Source organism: Kiritimatiellia bacterium (assembly GCA_025054615.1).
Lineage (GTDB): Bacteria > Verrucomicrobiota > Kiritimatiellia > CAIVKH01 > CAIVKH01 > JANWZO01.
This window is the reverse complement of sequence record JANWZO010000009.1, coordinates 11,097-30,923: the sequence shown is the minus strand read 5'-3', so window position 1 is coordinate 30,923 and position 19,827 is coordinate 11,097. Positions and strand designations below refer to the sequence as shown.

8 protein-coding genes are annotated in these 19,827 nt (G+C 58.6%); 5 read left to right on the top strand and 3 right to left on the bottom strand.

The window, feature by feature from the left end; genetic code table 11:
- Nucleotides 1-52: 52 nt before the first annotated feature.
- The 5 genes from deoC to NZ740_05645 all read left to right on the top strand — a co-directional run bounded on the left by deoC (nucleotide 53) and on the right by NZ740_05645 (nucleotide 5,156).
- Nucleotides 53-739: a deoxyribose-phosphate aldolase gene (gene deoC, locus NZ740_05665; GenBank protein MCS6771497.1), complete on the top strand. Its 687-nt coding sequence runs from the start codon at nucleotides 53-55 to the stop codon at nucleotides 737-739.
- A 476-nt stretch (nucleotides 740-1,215) separates the two neighbouring features.
- Complete coding sequence (locus NZ740_05660; GenBank protein MCS6771496.1) at nucleotides 1,216-2,394, top strand: phosphopentomutase; 1,179 nt, start codon at nucleotides 1,216-1,218, stop codon at nucleotides 2,392-2,394.
- Nucleotides 2,395-2,464: 70 nt separating this feature from the next.
- Complete coding sequence (locus NZ740_05655) at nucleotides 2,465-3,790, top strand: thymidine phosphorylase (GenBank protein ID MCS6771495.1); 1,326 nt, start codon at nucleotides 2,465-2,467, stop codon at nucleotides 3,788-3,790.
- 81 nt (nucleotides 3,791-3,871) lie between these two features.
- Nucleotides 3,872-4,729 (top strand): purine-nucleoside phosphorylase, encoded by an 858-nt coding sequence (locus NZ740_05650; protein MCS6771494.1) that lies wholly within the window; start codon nucleotides 3,872-3,874, stop codon nucleotides 4,727-4,729.
- 13 nt (nucleotides 4,730-4,742) lie between these two features.
- Nucleotides 4,743-5,156 carry a cytidine deaminase gene (locus NZ740_05645; GenBank protein MCS6771493.1) on the top strand — a complete coding sequence of 138 codons (414 nt, stop codon included), beginning with the start codon at nucleotides 4,743-4,745 and terminating at the stop codon, nucleotides 5,154-5,156.
- Between the two features lie 104 nt (nucleotides 5,157-5,260).
- Here the strand turns inward: NZ740_05645 and NZ740_05640 are convergent, their stop codons facing one another.
- The 3 genes from NZ740_05640 to NZ740_05630 form a co-directional block, all read right to left on the bottom strand.
- The gene (locus NZ740_05640; protein MCS6771492.1) at nucleotides 5,261-6,487 is read right to left on the bottom strand and encodes a glucose-1-phosphate adenylyltransferase; all 1,227 of its coding nucleotides are present in this window, start codon (nucleotides 6,485-6,487) and stop codon (nucleotides 5,261-5,263) included.
- A gap of 105 nt (nucleotides 6,488-6,592) precedes the next feature.
- Nucleotides 6,593-7,534 (bottom strand): hypothetical protein, encoded by a 942-nt coding sequence (locus NZ740_05635; protein MCS6771491.1) that lies wholly within the window; start codon nucleotides 7,532-7,534, stop codon nucleotides 6,593-6,595.
- 148 nt (nucleotides 7,535-7,682) lie between these two features.
- Nucleotides 7,683-19,814 carry a S8 family serine peptidase gene (locus NZ740_05630; GenBank protein MCS6771490.1) on the bottom strand — a complete coding sequence of 4,044 codons (12,132 nt, stop codon included), beginning with the start codon at nucleotides 19,812-19,814 and terminating at the stop codon, nucleotides 7,683-7,685.
- Between the last annotated feature and the right edge of the window lie 13 nt (nucleotides 19,815-19,827).

The window sequence follows — 19,827 nt, the reverse complement described above, 5'->3', positions numbered from 1 at the left end:
GAATTCCGCCTCACGGCCCCCTGAGATCTCGCACCCGCTGCCTCCGGAAAAAATAGCCAAACTCATCGACCACACCCTCCTCAGGCCCGAGGCCACCCCTGCAGACATCGAGCGCCTGTGCGACGAGGCGCGAAAATACGGTTTTCATTCCGTCTGCGTGAATTCAGCCTATGTGAAACACGCCAGCGCCCTGTTGAGGAACAGCGGGGTGAAGATTTGCTCTGTCGTTGGCTTTCCGCTGGGCGCCACGGAGCCTCAGATCAAAGCATTGGAGGCGCAAAAGGCCATTGAGGACGGCGCCTCGGAAATTGACATGGTGATCAACATTGGCGCCCTGAAAGCCCGGGATGATGAATTTGTGGTTCGCGACATCCGCGGTGTTGTCGAAAGTTGCCGGAATGCGCGCGCTCTCTGCAAAGTCATTCTCGAAACCGCCCTGCTCACGGACGAGGAAAAGGAGCGGGCCTGCCGATTGAGCATGAAAGCCGGCGCCGACTTCGTGAAGACGTCTACCGGTTTTTCCAGCGGCGGAGCCACACCGGAGGATGTCGCCCTTCTGGCTCGCCTGGTGGCGCCGTGGAGAATGGGCGTGAAGGCCTCCGGCGGGATCCGGACCTATGCTGACGTTGTAAAAATGGTCAACGCCGGAGCTACGCGCATCGGATGCTCGAACAGCGTGAAGATCATGGAAGAGGCGCGAACGGGGATCTCCCAGACGCATGGCGGAGAGGGATACTGAGGTGCGTGGTAAAATTCCGCCCTTAGATGAGGTCCTCTCATGGCGCGCTCAGGGCGCCAAGCGTTTGTGACAGCCTGCAGCCGCAGATAATTTCGTTTATGAGCACTGCGTTCAGGGCCTTTTAGCTGTCATACCCCACCTACCCAAGCTTTACACTGAAATCGCACCTACGACGGACATGAACCGGCTAACCAATGTCCCCCTGAAAACTGGCACCGGATCAGCGGGTGGGATCGGGATTATTCATAGGTTCCTTACCCATCGTATCGGAAGAAGGAACCGATCACTGAAAAAATGATCCGGCAGTCCAGGGTCTCGGAGACTACTTTCCTGCGGTCGATGCTCTTGATGCGGGGTAGACCAAGTGCGTTTTGGGACTCGACGGGGAAAATGGACTGCGGCAGACTTATGTCTAATTCGACGCGCCGGTTCGATCGGTATTGTCGGGATCATCGACATACGACCTCGGTTGAGTTATGCGAATTTTTCTGATCGTTCTCGATTCCGTCGGGATAGGACACGCACCGGATGCGGCTGACTACGGAGACGAAGGAGCGGCGACACTCCCACACATCGCCGAAGCGATCGGCGGGCTTTCGTTGCCAACCTTTGAGAGGCTGGGTCTGGGCAACATTCCAGCCCTGACACCGCGCCCCGTGGATATACCGGGGCTCAGACCCTCAAAACAGCCGCTCGCATCTTTTGGCGCGATGCAGGAAATGTCGCAGGGTAAAGACACAATCACCGGCCACTGGGAAATCGCCGGGTTGTTGTTGCGTCCCGGGTTCACCCTCTTTCCGCCCGGCCCACCGTCATTTCCGTCCGATATTATCGAACCTTTTGAACGTGAAACGGGCCGCAAGGTGCTGGGCAACAAATCCGCGGGGGGAACCGGAATCATCGATGAACTGGGAGAACAGGCGACGCGCGAGGCCTGCTGGATCGTCTATACCAGCGCCGATTCCGTCTTCCAGATCGCGGCGAACATCGACGTCATCCCGCTTGGGGAGCTGTACCGCGCTTGCGAAATTGCGCGTCGACTGTGCGATCCATATCGGGTGGGGAGGGTTATCGCGCGGCCGTTCCGCCGAAAAAATGGTTCTTTTTATCGCACGGAGGACCGGCGCGACTATGCCTACAAGCCGAGCGAAAAGACCATCCTCGAACGCCTGCAGGAGTCCGGAATCCCCGTTTATGCTGTTGGGAAAATCGAGGATATTTTCGCCCATCGCGGCATCTCAACGTCCGACCATACCGGGAACAACCGCGCGTCACAGCGGGCGGTGGAACGATTTGAACGCGAAATGAACCACGGATTCCTTTTCGCAAATTTTATAGATTTTGACATGATATTTGGCCATCGCCGAGATCCGCACGGCTATGCCGAGTGCCTGCGCCAGACGGACGAATGGCTGGCGACATTTATTCCGAAACTTGGGCCGGATGACACACTGATCATCACGGCCGACCATGGGAATGATCCGACATTCAAGGGCACGGACCACACGCGCGAAATCGTACCCCTACTGGTCTATTCGCCGGGCCGCCCCGCGCGTTCGCTCGGACTGAGGATCGGCTACTATGATGTTGCGCAAAGCATTGCCTCGGCCTTCGGTTTGCAGCCCATGTCGCGCGGCGTCTCGTTTTGGAGTTAAGTTGCCCGTCTTGGCCGAGGACATGGCTATCTTTCAAAAAATATCAGTTCGAAAATACGGATGACCATCCATGAAGTCGGCTCGATCCACACCCTTGGTTCCCCAATGGATTATTGAAAAAAAACGGGATGGCCTCGAATTGACGGAGGATGAGATACGTTTCTTTGTCGACGGGTATTCGAGGGGCGATCTGCCCGATTACCAGATGGCCGCCCTGGCTATGGCGATCTACTTCCGCGGCATGACGCCGAGAGAGACCGCGATTCTCACGGATGCGATGATGCATTCCGGCAAGGTCGTCGATACATCCGCCATCACTAGGCCGAAGGTCGACAAACATTCGACCGGCGGCATTGGCGACAAGGTCTCTCTCGTGCTGGCTCCCCTTGTGGCGGCCTGCGGTGTTGCCGTTCCTATGATTTCGGGCCGGGGCCTCGGAATAACTGGCGGAACGCTTGACAAACTCGAATCCATCCCCGGCTATCGGACTAACCTGTCCGAAACTGAATTCCTCGAGGTCGTGAAAGAGGTCGGCTGCTCCATCATCGGGCAGACTCGTGAATTGGCCCCGGCGGATAAGAAGCTTTACGCGCTGCGCGACGTCACGGGCACCGTTCCATCGATTCCGCTGATAACGGCCAGCATCATGTGCAAGAAGCTTGCAGAGGGGATCGATGCGTTGGTCCTCGACGTAAAGGTCGGAAAGGGCGCGTTTATGCGTACGGTCGGCGAGGCCCGCGAACTTGCCCGCAGCATGGTGCGCGTCGGAAAAGCGATGGGTAAAGGCATGCGCGCCCTCATCACCGACATGAATCAGCCACTAGGTCGTACAGCGGGGAATGCGCTCGAAGTCCGGGAATCCATCGAAACGTTGCGCGGCGAGGGACCCAAGGACCTGACCGACCTCACGCTTGCCCTCGCCGAGGAGATGCTCCTCCTCGGAAAGGTGGCCCCCACCCGCGTCCAAGCTCGCAGACAACTTCAGGCCGCGATCGCGAACGGCTCCGCGCTCAGTCTTTTTCGCCGCATGGTGGAATGCCAGGGAGGGGATGTGCGGGTCATTGACGATCCCGGTCGTTTGCCTGCAGCGCGCTGGATGGTTCCCTATCCGTCGCCAACCACGGGATATGTCGCCATCGCCGATGCAGAGGCGATCGGCAAAGCGTGTGTGGTCCTGGGCGCGGGACGAACCAAAACGGATGACTCCGTGGACCATGCCGTCGGCGTCTCCGGCATCCGAAAAATCGGCGAGTTTGTTCGACGAGGGGAGCCACTCCTCCTCATCCACGCAAACGATGAACAACGGCTTGAAAAAGCGAAAGAATTGCTGAAGTCTGCATTCAAGGTACAAAAAGCCCGGCCCCGACCTCCGAAATTGATTCTGCAGCGAATCTAAAGTCGGTGATCGGAGATATCATCCGGTGCTTTGTCGGCTCCGACTACTGTTATACCGGACCCGGAACATGGATCTTGGACGATGATTGACCGGAAAACCCTCGATCGGGCGCTTGAACATGTCCGACGTGAATGGCCCGACGCCCAACCCGAAATGGGGTTAATCCTGGGCTCGGGATGGAGCGATGTGGCGGAAGCCTTTCACAAGGTTGCTGCCATCCCCTATGACGAAATACCCGGCCTGGGCCGCACCGGTGTGGCCGGACATGCCGGCCAGCTTGTCTTGGCGGAACTCGCAGGTCTGGAAACACTAATTTTTCAGGGGCGGCGTCACTTTTATGAAGGGGTAGGCTGGACCCCTATCGCGCTGCCGATTTTTCTACTGCGCTCGATGAGGGCGAAAGGGGTTCTCCTGACCAATGCCGCAGGCGGAATCCGATCCGACCTGAAGCCCGGTACGCTGATGATCATCGAAGACCACATCAATTTTCTTGGTGCGAATCCGTTGGCCGGTCCGCACGATTCCTTCTGGGGTCCGCGATTCCCGGACCAAACTCAGGTTTATGACGTTGGGTTCCAGCGCCTCCTGAAGCTGGCCGGTCGCGATGCTGGTGAGGAGTTGGCAACGGGAGTCTACCTTGCCAACTCCGGACCCTCCTATGAAACGCCGGCGGAAATACGAGCTTTCCGTGCGCTCGGCGCGGATGCTGTCGGAATGTCGACCGTCCCTGAAGCCCTGCTGGCCAGCGCATGCGGTTTGCGTGTTGCCGGCTTGTCTTGCATCACCAACAGCGCCGCGGGCATCACGGCGGGGCGCCTCAGCCATGAAGAGGTCACGGAGGCGACACGGAATTCAATGAAACGGATGAAACAGGTGGTTCTCAACTTTTGGAACGAGGTGGCTCGTGAAGGACTCGACCCGCAAGGCCGGCCTCACTGACCAGCCACACTCCGTGCCGGTCCCCCCCATCTCGTCCTCATGGGTCGAAAAACTTCTCCATGCGGCTGCCGAAGTTTCCCGACGAGCCTACGCGCCCTACTCCAAATTTCAGGTTGGCGCAGCCCTCCTGACTCATAGCGGAGAGATCATAACCGGTTGCAATGTCGAAAATGCGTCCTACGGCCTGACGAGCTGCGCCGAGCGGAATGCCGTATTTCACGCCATTGCGGGAGGGCACCGTCGCTTCAAAGCTGTGGCGATTGTGTCCAGCGGAAAACGGCCGCCTTATCCCTGTGGAGCTTGCCGGCAGGTCCTCGCCGAATTTGGAGGACCGTCCCTGTTGGTGCTGTTCGCCCCCCGCAGAAGCCTCCACCGCTACGAGTGGGGAACCTTGGCGGAACTGTTACCCAAATCGTTTCGTCTCTGACATAAACGACGGAATCTGCCAAGCGGTGTCGGCTTAGCGGTCTGGCTCCGTGGTGCAGCGGAGTTGCGTAAGCTCCGGTGCCGGCGACGATCGATCCGATCGCGTCAGACTCGGAAGCCGGGCGGGATCACCGCATTCTTGGGTATGACCAGGACGCCGTCGCGAATCACGTACAGGGGGTGAGTTGCGTCTTTTTTCCCGTCCGGCGAAAGGTAGGCGCCATCGCCGATTCGCGCATTTTTGTCAACGATCGCATTTTTGATGTAGCAATCGCGTCCGATCCCGAGGGGGACTTCTCCGGGTTTAGGTTCTTTCTCGTAGTAGTCGGCTCCCATGATCACCGAGTGCTCGATGACCGAGCCCTCCCCCACGATCTGGCGGATTCCGATGATCGAGTGGAGAATTCGGTGCCCCGATATGATGCAACCCTCCGATAGCAAGCATCGGTTGAGATCACAACAGTTGATTTTCGAAGGCGGCAGATACCGCATATCGGTATAAATAGGCGCCTTGGGATCATAAAAATTGAATTCGGGAACCGGATCGGTCAGAGAGAGGTTCGTTTCCCAGAACGAGTGGATGGTTCCGATATCTCGCCAGAAGCCGTCAAATATGAAGCTGTAGACCTTGTGCGTGTTGATGGAGGACGGGATGATGTGTTTCCCGAAGTCGGGCTGGGTTCCCTCGAGGAGTTTAACCAGAACGTCCCGGTTGAAGACATAGATTCCCATACTGGCGAGGTAGCGCTCCTCCTTGTAGAGCGGGGCGCGAAGCTCGTCGAGCGCTGGAGTGTTGCCCGGCTTTTCGACAAACCGAACAATGCGCTTGCAATCATCGATCTGCATGATGCCCAGTGCACCAGCCTCGTGCCGCGGAACCGGCTTGGTGCAGATCGTGACATCGGCGCCGCTGTCCAAATGCTGGCGGATGACGTCGCGGAAATCCATCCGGTAAAGCTGGTCGCCGGACAGGATAACGATTACGTCTGGCTCCTCCTCGAGGAAGTAACGCAATCCCTGCCGGACCGCGTCGGCTGTTCCCTGGTACCAAGATTCGGAACTGGGCGTCTGCTGGGCGGCCAAAATGCGGACATATCCTTGGGAAAACTGGTCGAATCGATACGTTCTCGCGATATGGCGATGCAGGGACTCGCTGTTAAATTGCGTGAGAAGGTAGATGGATCGAATCCCACTATTGATGCAATTGCTGACCGGTATGTCGATCAGACGATATTTCCCCGCGATCGGAACCGCTGGCTTCGACCGCTCGAGCGTCAAGGGCATCAGACGCGTCCCCTGACCCCCGCCGAGAATAACACTTACTGCATGCATCGGATTCACCCTCTCGTTGCTGCATCATACCTCTAGAACACGCGACCCCAAGCACACGGCCGGGGTCGCGAACTGACTACATAAATCTCATGCCGCGGAGATGAATTAGGTCCCGCCGCCACCGCCTCCGCCGTTGCCACCACCGCCGTCGGTTCCCCCACCGCCACCGCCGCTAGTTGGCACCCCCCCTTCTTGGGCTCCTCGCGTGGAGATTGTCACGATCCCGAAGGCCCCGCGGGAAATCGCGTCCACTCGCGAGACGATTGGGCTGTTTTTTTCAATCCATGTACCTTCAAGGCGATATTGAACATTCGCTTCCGTAAGAGTGTACGTACTGACGGTTTCCACCACCCGCTGGTCCGTACGCGTTCGGGAGGAATTGCCCGTCGTCCTGACATTTCTGCTCAACACGCGGCCGGTTCGGTTGTCAATCACCGTGACGATCACGGTTTGTTGATAAAATGGGCTTGTCGGCGTACCGACAGTGGTGATTTCAGTGATGGTCGTCGTTTGGCCGTTATTCTCCGTCCTGGTCTCCGTCGTTTCCTGAACGTCTTCCCGGGAACGTTCCGATTGTGACTCATCCGTGATGATTCTCGACTCTGTTTTGGACTGGACATCCTCAACCGCGACAGCATGGATGATTCCAACAAATTCAACATCTTTTTGCGCTACTCCATCCTTGCCCCTCCAACTGATCTGGGCTTGCACCAATTCGGCCCCCGGCGGGAATCGACCATCACCGCGTGGTCGAGCAACCAGACCTGGCGCCCCGACGGTGCCTTCGTAACGGGATCCCTGGCTGTCGATGACCTCAACCCGGTTGCCGCTTTGACGGATCGTCAGATGCGAAATTGTCCCCGCACTCGTGCGGTCAACGGCCCGCCCATTGATGTTTCCGTAATAGACACCGGAAAAGTTGATGTTGATCCCCGCACCTTGCGAAGTATTGAGCGAGGGTCCATTTGAGGACCAGTCGCATCCTGAGCCCAAAAACAATCCCAGTCCCGTCAGAGCAGCCGTCAACGCCAGTGATTTGATGTTCATTCAGAGCTCCTTTGCGTGCACGTGCGGAATCTATGTTGATATAGTAGAAAATCGGACGCGCGGTGGTCAATCCGTTTGTCGATCGCAGACGCCCGCCCACGGCCCCGCAACGGGGGAACGCATTCTCCGCGACAATTCCGTGACATGGCTAGGGCGAGTTCGTGATGGACACCCGGTAGAATCTCCATTGCATCGGCACGTTGTCCGTGTACGAGAGCGTCGTGTTAACGCCGCTGGTGACGGAGTACAAATGCACCCACGGCCCCGTGAGCAAATTGGTCGTGGCATCCAACTTGTACGCCGCGCCATTGGTCGCCGTCCACCGAATCACCAAAGGCGAGCTGAATCCAATGCTGGTGAACAAGGGCTCCGAGAATGAAGACGAAACGGTGAAATTCGTCGAGACGCCCGGCCCGGCGAGGACAATCGGCCCATTGGTCCCGGCTGGGGTGACGATCTGGTAATTGCCCAGTGGGAGCAGTCCAAAGTTGAAGCCGCCGTTCGGCTGAATCTGCGTGCACTGCTGGTTGTGCTGATTGAAGTTCTGGCCGATCAGACAAATCGTTGTGCCGGCTGAGAGGCCACTGACAACGCCGCTGATGTCGTAGGCCTGAATGATTGCCACATCATCGATGTACCAGCCGCCCGCTCCGCGGGCATTGTAGCCGTCGCTTTGCAGCGTGAAGCGCAGGAACACGTTTGTGTCGTTCGCCAGGATGTCGAGCGGCACGATGACACGGCGCCACTCACCTGTCGTATTGTGAAGGTTGTTTCGATTCGGCAACACGGGCTTGACGGGGCGATTCACGCCCGTCACGCGATTGAGAATGTCCGCCGGCGTTTCGGGGCGAACGGCATCGATCCGAACCACATCGTTCGAGTCCGCCAAGTCGAGCCATTCATGGAAGACCAAGAAGAACGAGTTGGTACTGACATCGGTCGAATCATTGGACGGAAGCTTGAAGCTCAACAGCGGCGAATACAGTTCCATCAACGCATTATTCGGATAACCGCTCTTGAGGTCGGTGCCGTACACCCAACGGCCGCTGTAGGCATACGGCGGCGCCCCATTCGAGCCTATTACGCTGTTGTCAGGACGTCCAAGCTGCCACCGGTCGCGCGGGTCAAACGGATCGCCGACGCCGTGTCGGTGATACCACAACGTCACGTATTCCGGGCTGATGGCATCGACGCCAGCGGGGATATACGGCGAGTATTCCTGCAGGGTCCATTGGTCGCGGTGTCCCTCATACGGGAGGTCGAAATCGGCCGCGTGCTCCACATCCGGTTTGTCATGCCTGAGGGATTCGAAGTTGGCGATTACACCTCGGAACAGCGGATTGCCGTTGGCTGGAACGGATCCGATTCGCTTGAAGGCATATGGAATGGTTTCAGAAGTGCCGGAAACAATCAGAGCGTTGACGCGTGGATCACGTCCTGCGGTGGGGCCGCCCAGTTCATGCTCAGTCCCGTCCTCTACCATGTCAAAGTCCGTATCGCGTCCGGTTGGAAGCAGACCGCTGCGCCCGCCGAACAAGAACGCGACCGGACTCGCGCATGGAGGATTGTTATTCACCTGGAAGGTGGAGTTGCCGTTCGGATCGGGCACAAGTCTGGCGTTCTGAGCATACACCATCGATGCAAACGCACGCGGCGGCGGGCTAATCGACTGTTCACCAACCGGGCTGACCAGAATCCAACGCCCTTGCACATCGTCGAACACCCAGGTGTCGTTGAAGTAGGTCTTCCCGTCTGTGCCGCCGAACATCACAATCTTCTGTTTGTTCCCGCTAACGCAGTAATTGTTGATTCCTCGATTGTAATCGTAATCGCCGAAATAGATCATGCTGGCGCCGCCGCGAGGCTGCGGAATCTGGTCGTCCCGATACGTAGTAAATGGCGTCCACATATTGCTCTGGACGCTGTAGAACCAGAGATCATTCAAAGGCCGATGGTTCGAATCAAAGCCGCCAAACAGGACCACCCTCTTGTTCTTGGCGTCATACACCATGCTGTGGCCCCACCGCGGCGACGGCGCGACGTCAAAGACGCGCTGCGTCCACTCCACACGGATCGGGGAGAACGCGTTGTTGAAGACAATCTGCCCAACATGCGTGTCGCCGAGTACGTCATTTCCATCGATCCCGCCGAACACGACCAGCACGTCGTGGTCGTAGTCATAAACCAGACCCGCGGATTTCCGACCGGTCAGTTGCTGGGAGGTGAAGGTCGACTGGGCGCTGGCACTCTGCCAGAAGGGCCTGCTCTTGTACGATGGCACATAGGAGACGCGCAGCCGCGTACGGTCCCTGCGTACAACGCCAAAATTCGTCGCGCCCACGGCATTGATGACAAAGCCAAGTCTCGATGCACCCCAATTCCCATGCTGCAGGGCGGCAATTACGATCGAGGAGACATCCACTGTTACCACATTCTGGCCAGCCGGAATCACAATCGGCAACGGCGGTGAATTGAAATAGGCCGGGCTGCCGATTCGGACGCTCGGCTCCGTGGTGTTGAGATCCGAGGCATAATTCTCATCGGAAGCACCCGTCGCGAGTGTAAATTCCGTATACAGCGACGCGTTGATCGGCGCGGTCGGCGGCCCTTGGAAGCCGATCAGCAATTCAGCCGACAGGATCTTTTCGCAGGCCTTTGTCAGCGCGAAATCGGCGAACTGGAAGGCCGAGTACCCGGTCGGATTGTCATTCAGACCGCCACCCCCATCCAGATTAAGGAGTGTCGGGCTGTCACCAATCAGGAAGGTTTCAACGCTGCCGCTTTGCTGGGCGGCCGCAGTCAGATTGGTGTTTTCGTTGATAAATTCGGTTGCGCCTTTCGACGCCGTGGCCACGTCGGTGATCGGGCGCGGATCATCCGTCGACTTGTAGAAGATGTGGCCCAGCGAGTAGGTATAGGCCTCCGACCATCCGCCGAAGAGGAACGTCCAATCAAACGAGCGACTTTCCTGCCATGGACGATTCTTCGGCTCACCAAAGTCGTCGCCAATGCAATCATACGGTTGATTATCGCACGGGCATCCGCCAGCCTTCGTATTCCTGTAGCCGAACACCGGAACGGCCGCCGATTCGCTCAAGCCCAGGAAGAAGCCGGGCGGCGCTCCGTACAGGGGCGCCGCGCTGCGGACCCACATGTTCGATCGGATGATAAATTCCCAGACATCCTTGAAACGATTCACACCATCGCGGCCGCCGATGACAACGAGCTGACGGTTATCGAGGAGAATGGTGCCGTTGTTGTCGTCCTTGGGAAGCTTGGTCTCAAAGACCGGAATGTAGGTCATCGCCGCGCCCCATCGGCCTTGGGGAACCGGGCTGTTTGTGCTAATATCCACGCGTTGCCAATACGGCAGGTTGTTATCCGGGAAGGCTGGCCAAATGAGCTGCCACAGGTCATTGTGGGCGAAATCATAATGATTGGTCACTACCGGTACGTCTTCCCATTCAATGACATACCCCGCCAGGATCGTGCCGTTGGTGACCGCATGATAGAGCCCGGTCGGGGTCAGCGTCAGGTGGTTCACAACGCCTGCCACAAACGACGAGGCCGCCGAGCCGTGCGTAAAGGATGAATTGAAGAAGTAGAATGGCTCCCCGTTGATCCAGGTCCAATTGCCGGGCGATACACCCTCATTGACGCCACCAATCGCGATGTTCGAAGACGTGATGCCCAGCGACGGGAATACATCGATCAGTTCTTGGGGATCGGAGAATACGGCCAGTTGCCCGATGATGTTCGAGAACGGCGAGCCAAAGAAGGCCGCGTGCGAAATTTGAGCGGCGTTGAATGCGGCGTTCCACGTAATAGTCGTGATAACTAGCGCATATTGGCTCTCTCGCATGACCGACTCAATCTCGCCCCATTTCTCCGGCAAGGACACGCCATCCGTGAGCCGATCCTGGTCGGCATCTTGACGAATCGGGTGGCTCCGGAAGGCGCGGTCTTCCTCGCCATCGCCGAGTCCATCTCCGTCAGTATCCGGATTCCACGGGTGCGTGCTCAGGGATGTCGCCGCGGATGTCGAAGCATTCGGATGCAAATAGAATCGGATTCGATACTCCCGCAAGTTCCACAGTCCGTCGAAATCCGGATCACCGGACGTCCACAACTCGGTGTATCGGGTCAGGGTATTGCTTCCACCGAGCACGGGGATTGGATCGACGGGGTGAAGCCCGTACAGCGATTCGAATCCATCCGGCATGCCGTCATTATCGGAGTCCGCGTCGAAGGGATCCGTCGAGTAATCCCAGATGACATTCGGCAAACCGAAAACAATAGGATTGTTTCCGTATAGCGCGTCGCGGATCAGATATTCTTGAAGGTTCGTCAACCCGTCCCCGTCGGCGTCTTCGTCGCCATCGGTCGGATCGTAGGGGTTGAGGGATGGATTCCGTAGATTACCGTATCGGTCGAGAACTTCGAAGCCATCCGGCATCCCATCTCCATCGGTATCCCAATCGGTCGGACCATCCATCAATCCGTCGCCGTCAAGATCCCCGCCAGCCCACATCGGGAAGAACCCGCCATCCTGAATGCCATCGAGGTTCTTGTCCCACACTTCTTGTCCGTCGAGGAGTCCGTCGCCATCAGTGTCGTTGTCAAGCGGATCGCTCAAATAGACAACCACTTCCTCAAAGTCCGGCAGTCCGTCGGCGTCGGTGTCACGAAGCGTCGGGTTCGCCCCGGATAGGTATTCGCCCAGATTGACGAGTCCATCGCCATCCGGATCCTCAAAGGCGTCCGTCGGATCGAGCGGATTGAACCCGTAAGTGTATTCCCAGCCGTCCGGGATGAAATCGCCGTCTGTATCCGCGAGGGTCGGATTGGACGAATCGAGGGCATCCGCCAGGTTATTGACGCCGAGAAATTCTCGGATATTGGTCAACCCGTCTGCATCCGGGTCTTCGACCCCGCGAGCATGTTCAATAACATCGAGCTTGGCGATGGTTGACAATCCGTAAGCCGCCTCGAATCCATCCCACATGCCATCCGCGTCGGTATCCACGACATCGGGCCGACCATCGGCAAACACGATCGTTGCCGCGTTGTGGCCCGCGTTGACCGCAATGTTTGATGGGAACGACGCAACATTCGTAAACAGCATGATCGCCGGGTCCGGTGTGGGAACGGGCAGCACAGGATGGAAGACCGCTCCGACAAAGCGGTCTCCGTTGATGGACGCCGCGACCGTGCCGGTCCCGAAATAGTTGATCCCGTCCAGATAGCGGCCCACGAACAGGACGGGAACAGTGGAGGCATGCTGAATCGCATTCGTCGCCAGCGCAGACAGCGCCAGTGAACCTGCGACGCCATTGTAAGCTAGCTCGGCGCCATCGGCCATTCCGTCGCCATCCGTGTCAGCCAAGAACGGATTTGACCGGACATTGAACAGACGGAAGAGGTCGTATTCACCGAGGTTGTTCAGCCCGTCGCCATCCGGATCGTTGGCGCGATGGTACAGGAACAGGTTGGTGTAGGCGGAAATTTCCAGCGCGTCTCCTACTCGGTCAAAGTCCCGATCCGCTTCATACGCGATGAACGTCTGAACATTCGTGATGCCGCTCAGCACGGTGACGGACCGAACCTCAGAATGCTTGTACCCGTTTCCGGAAATCGAAATCAGGTGCGTTCCGGGCCGCAGGCTCGTCAGAAGCGCCGGCGTCGCCGGGACTTGACCCGCCGAAACATCGTTGGACCCCACCAGCACCCCATTGACGCGGATCTGAAGTCCGGAGACGGCATTGCCGTTGATATCGACCGCGCGCACCCAAACGAACCCGGGAGATCCCTGGGTTTCGTTTGTGGCGAACATCACATGCGCCATCGTCGCCGGCGCTACAGTAACGGATTTGGTACCCACGCGCAGGCTGCTCATCGTGCTCACGAGCGAAACATCATGGCGGCCGGCAAACACGGGAATCGAAGAGGGGGTCAGATTGGTCAGCAAGCGGCCGTTCAGTCGGATGAGGTACGAACCCCCATCCGCCGCAGAGATCGAGAGCCGGGCATTCGCCGCATTCGTGCGGAATTCCACGCGGATCGTTTCGCCCTCGCGAATGCGGACACTTGGGATCGGGAATCGGGCGACGTTGGTTCCGATGTAGATACGGTGGTCGCCCGGCGCTAGGTCAAAGAGGAATCGAGGCGCGACAGCATTCGTCAGCCAATCCGGTAGGTGGAAAGCTAGGGCAGCCAGGTTTGAGCTCGCCAGCATATTTGTAAATGCAGGTGTGCTGACCGAACCATTCCATCGCTGCGCGAGGCTCTCGTTGACCGTAACAACAGGCGCGCTAGCCGCGGCAACCCCTAGGCGTCCGTGTCCGCTGCCGCGCTCCAGTTCAAAGTGGACCCGAGCAGTTTGACCCGGCACGGGCAGGTTGACAATCCCATTCGTTGTTACCTGCTCCCGATTGGGAACACCCGGCCGGAATCCCGCAGCAAATGCGTAAGCGCCCGTGAAAAGCGGCCCGTCATAAAATTCCGCAATGTGGCTCGCCGCCTCGGCTTTGACATAGTACTGGCCGGCGGGCAGGCCGGTGATCCGGTAGCTGCCGTCCGCCTCCGTATATGCCTCGCCGAAAATGTGACCAGGCCGCACGAAGACATGACCGCCGAGGATATTTGTCACGCCGCCACGGCCGAGCGCTCGAACGACAGCGCCCTCGACCGCACGTCCGTTGATGTCTCGGACCCATCCGGCGATCGTGACCGCTTCATAAACCCGAACGTCGTCAACAAACCACCCCTTGTACTGGTTGTTGATCGCATTCGCGGTGAACAAGAAGCGAATTTGCACGTTCGTATGACCCGCAAACGCGCTCAAATCGGCCGTGCGTCGGACCCAGACCGATTGACCTTCTGCGTTCACATTGGTTACGCCGCTGCGTCCGGATGCCGTCGAGCTGACATTAATCCAGTTGGGACTGTTCACGCTGCGCGCCTGGAGGACGCAAAAGTCGGCGTTCGGCTCGGTTTCGTACCACTCCAGCCAAGACACGAAGAGGTTCGATACCGACGCGGAGTTCGTCAGGGTCGGCGCCTGCAAAGCCATCGCCAGACTGCCAAATCCGCTGTAGTTGGCGTTAAGATTTGTCCGCGTCGTATCGCGGGCGGCACGATAGGCGCCGGTCCGCGTATGGGAATCGAAGTAGACGATTGGATTGGTCACGCCGACCAAGTTCGTCTGCGGCTCAACGAACGAGAGGTGCCAGAAATTGAACGGCAAAGCGACATTGGGCGCGTAGCTCGTCCAGGCGTTCAGGGTCGGCGAGGTGGATTCAAAGGTTTCATGCAGCAGCATCTTGAAGTTCACCGCCGTTCCCGTCGGATTTTGACCCAGCTCGAAGACCAGGCCATCTGGCAGAAAACTGTTATTTGAATCCGCGCGTCGCGGATTAGAGCCGATCTGGGCTTCGAAGCCGTCGTCCAGTCCGTCGGCATCGCTGTCAGCCAGATTCAGGATTGTCCCGTTGACCAGCTCCGTCGCATCACCAACACCGTCGCCATCCGTATCCGGCGTCCGCGGATCCCCGCCATTCAGGTATTCGTTGAGGTTGTTGACCCCGTCTCCATCGACGTCGAGGGCGGCATCGTTCACGATCGGATTGAGGTTGTTAACGATCTCCCATCCGTCCGGCATGCCGTCATTGTCGGTATCAAAGGCGGTCGGATTCGGCCCGGCGGGAACCGCGATGTTGGTAATCGCGCAACTTGCCCCGCTGTTGAGCCACCACAAGAATTCATCGAGATTTGAAGCTCCATCGCCGTCGGGATCGGCGCCGGGCAGATTATGCGGAGTCCCGTCTCCGGAGGCGGCAGTTCGGACATTGTCCACACCGTTGTCCACCGGGTTGAGGAACACCACATTGGTGTTTGAAATGGAGATGGAGTTGGTCTTTGCGGTGTTGTTCGTTGAATAGGTCCACTCCCACCCGTCCCACATGCCATCTCCGTCGGTATCCCGCACGCACGGCTCGGTCCCGATGGCAAGTTCGAGCCCGTTGGGCAGGCAGTCGAGGTCGTTGTCGCCTGTCCCGGATACGGGACCCGCTGACCTCACAACGGTGTTCGAATCCATCAGGCCGCCCTGGTCCACCGCGCGGACACCGAAGCAGTACACGAGATTTGCCGTCAAACCCGTGACCGTAAAGGTCGTGACGTTGGTGACCGTTGCTATCTGATTGCTGAAGACGTTCCCGATATCGCACGTTGGGGTGACACCGCACGCGAACGTCTGAGTCCCGCGGAATATCCGATAAATGATCGTGGTCGAGGTATCATCCGAGGCGGGCAGCCAGTTCAACACAACATTGTTGTTCGTTCCCCCCACCGCCGTTTGCAGCCCCGCGAAGGTCGGCGGGGCCCGGTCACCGATGAGCGTGTAGGTTTGGACCTCCTGAATGTTGGTGAACGAAGGCGTATTGACAAATGTCACGATGGGCAGCCCGAAGCTGTCGATCGCCATGCGAGGCGCGGAATAGGTCTCGAAGGTTTTGGTGATACCGGGCATTCGCGCGGATCCGGCGATATCCGACCAGTTGGTCGCACCAAACATCCAGCGCCGGCCGAGAATGGTTCGACTGCCCGCGTTGGTGCCGCCCTGCCACATGATCGTGATCGTATTGTTGAACGAGACGCCAATCGTCAGATCGACGGGACGCTCGGCGAGGTTTGTCGCCGCGCTTACGCCTGGAAACGTTTGCGATCCGGCAACCGCCACCCACGTGCCCGTATAGCGAGCGGCATAAACTTGGAAGGACTCATAGATACCCGGAAACGCTCCGTACGTCTGAATCCACGCCAGCGCGAGGTTATTGGGGCCGGGACCGGCTGCAATTCTGGGTTTTTCGATGAATGGAGGGGAGTCGGGTGGGCTAATGTTGCCCCAGGCGGAACCCGTCCACTGCATCACCACAACGCCATCCGGATTTGTCACTTCCTTGAAGGCGACCACCGGGTTGCCGGCGCCATTGATGGTGAGGGACAACTCTTCCGCAAGTCGAGTCGCCGCCGGCGAAGGTACTCCGTTGGTATGGGAGCCGCCAAATCCGACCCAGTTAGTCCCGTCCCAGCGGGCGACGAAAACGCGGCGCAGATTGGGCGCCGCTCCGTCCTGCAACCACGCCACCACCGGTGAACCATCCGGCATTACCGCGACAGCCGGTCGGGTTGCATCGTAGCCATTTGTATTTTTGCTCACGCCATACCCGACAGCGGAGTTCCCGACCTGGACCCAATCGGTTCCGTTGAACATCCGGAGGAAGATCCGCTGGTTGGTGATTGCGCCGCCACTGCCCTGGGTCCCCTCTTCCCAAGCGACATAAATGCGATCGCCGTGTATGGCAATCGACGGATAATCAGAATTTTCGAGGGTCTTGCTGATTCCTCCGACGTCGAGCGAGTCACGAATGGCGTACCATTGATCCTCCAATCGTTTCCACTGATTGAGTTCGGCCGTATCTCCGAAGGGTCCCACCCAACGTCGGACGTGGATCTGCCTCGCCACATTGGTGGATCCGCCGATCGGGTCGAGGGAATAGGCAATTACGGGCAGCCCGTTGCTGTCGAGGGCGATAGCCGGGAAACTGCCGGCCGTCCGGCCTTGCAAGCCGATGCCGCGCTGGATCACAAGCGCGAAATCCTGGGGTCCCTGCGGAACCTGGCGCCCATATACGCGAATCGTGTACGTGCCCGCCCCACCGGGGATGGTCACCACTTCGACGTTATTGAACTGGTCGTATTCGACCGAGCTCGAGGAAGTGAATCGCCTCGAATGGACGCCGTCGGCGGCGAACTGATTGCCCCGATAAATCGAGCCGTTGGGAGCGAAGACGATCAGGTCGAGGTTATTGACAAGCTGGATGCCGGCGCCGGGCGTGCCGGGCCGATCGGTGTACGCGAGGACAACTTTGAGGCCGCCATCATTCGCGCCGAGCGTCAACTGATATGACCACAACTGGTCGGTTTGGAGCGGAGTGGTCTGCGACTGATCAAAGAGGATCACCCCGTCGCCCGGACGAATGCGCGGCCCCAGCACCGAACGCGCCACATCGATCAACCCCCAGCCATCGTGTACGATTTCGAGATCATCGTCCGAGGCCGGGAAATTATAGAGCAGACTATTCACCGTGCGCGCGCCAGCGACCAAAATGGCCTTCATCAGTGCGGGACTCGGCGCGGCACCCAGCGTGTTCGTCAAGTGCTGGTAGATCAACGCGGCCGCGCCGGCGCCCAACGGCGTTGACATCGAGGTGCCGCTCATAAAGGCGTAGTTGGTCCCGGTGTCCACATTCCCGAAGCGATAATCCGTGCGACTGAAATCCGCGGTGTATTCGTCCGGAGATGTTTCATGGGACTGGGCGGAAATGATGTAGGAGCCGGGCGCCACGAGATCCGGCTTGACCCGGAGGTCCGATGACGATACGGGACCGCGGGAGCTGTAGGAGGCAACCTGCCAATCCGAATCTGCCTCCTGCTCTGAAAAATAGATGCCGTCTTCCAGGTTGACGCCCATGATGTTATTGGGCCTTCTTGGCAACTCCAACGCGCCCATCGTGATCACGTTCTTGGCGTTGCCCGGCGAAAGGATCGTCCCCGCGTCCCCGCCCGTGCCATTGGAATTTCCGCCGCCATCGTTGCCGGCGGCAAAGAAGGTGATCAGCTCCTGATTTCCTGGCGTTGTCGGATCAGCATCCCGAACCAGGGCGTCCCAAATCGCGCTCAGGGCGCTGTAATCCGTCAAAGAGGGAACGCCCCAGCTATTGTTTGATATTCGGGCCCCTTGCTGGTGCGCGATTCGCGCCTGCTCGTTATCCGAGATACTGTTGTAATCCTCCAGGACCACCAGTCTCGCGCGGGGCGCCACACCGGCAAACTGATTGGTTCCAAAGGGCGGACCGGCGGAACCCGGCACCGAGTTCGCCGTCTGTGAAAGCGCTCCATTGCCAGCGAGGGTAGCCGCAACATGTGTTCCGTGACCATCCACATCCCCTGGTAATCCTTCCGTGTTGGGGCCCGGTCGATGGTCATAGTACACGATTCGCGTATTAATATTGGTGGACGTCGGCAGACCCTGCACGGCGCTAAAGGTCTGATGTTTGAAATCAATCCCCGTATCGGTGACAGCAATAATCACCCCCTCGCCGGTGAGACCGGGGAACATATTTCTAAGGCTGGGGACCCTCAGCCGCTCCCGCCCGAGGTCATTCATGGCTTTCGCGGGGACAAAAGGCTCCACCCATTGGACCGCTTCGGAGTGAAGCAATCCCATCACTTGGCCCGCCTTCGCCCGCACGGTCACCAGCGAGCGTTGCCCGTCGGTCGCCTCGCGGAGGACCTCGACGCCAGCCGCTTGGAGGGCCGGCCGCACATCAGCCCCCGCGAAGGAGAGTACGCTGAACGGCGCCGGCTCGTCGTCGGCGAGGGATTCGGGCGAGGCGAGAAGTTTTTCGCGCACCGCCTCGCTCATTTTGAAATAGGGGTGATAGGGTTCGATCACATAAATCCCCGGCAAATTCTGAATCTCCGCCCACTGCTCCGGCGTCGCCTTTACAGCATAAGCTCGATGCGGCACGTAGTGGTGTATCTTCCCGCCCAGAGCCTCGATCGCCTCCACATCGGCTGACGAAACAGGCCGGTTGAATTGAACGATGCGAACCGATGAATCAGCCGAAGCCCGGAATCGGTCCGGAATCTCCAGCAGCCGGCCTTCTTCGACCACGGCGCGGGTATCGAGAATCGCGCCGGAAAATAACAGGGCCTGGGCATCGTCCCTTCGCAACTCTGTCAAGCTGCGGCGGGAATTTGTCAAAATTCCCCTCGGAACAGGCACCTCACGGGGCGCTGGCGCGGGATCCGCTTCAACACCCTCCGATGAGTCCGATGGATCGACCGGCTGCTCGGATGTCAACCGGGCGTGAATGAGCCTGAGATCGTCGTCGCGCGTGCGCTCATAGACCAGTGCGCGGCTTTTGGCGAGCGCCGCCAAGACCTCTTCGAGGGTGGCATTGCTCAGGTCCGCGGTGACTCTCGCATCGAGCGCAGGATCGGCATCCAGCTTCAATCCGGCCAGGTTGCGAAGTTCCGAAAGAATGTCCGCGAGCTTTGCATTCTTCGCCTTGAGCGTGTACCGGTCGCCCTCACGATTCAGTTCAAACGTCGAAGTCCCCTCCGCGTTGCCGCCGCCGACTGTCCGTGACGCCCACAGGAATGCCAGAGCCGCAACAGCGATCAGCACCCCGATCATTCGCGTTGTTCTCACAGTCACCTCTCCG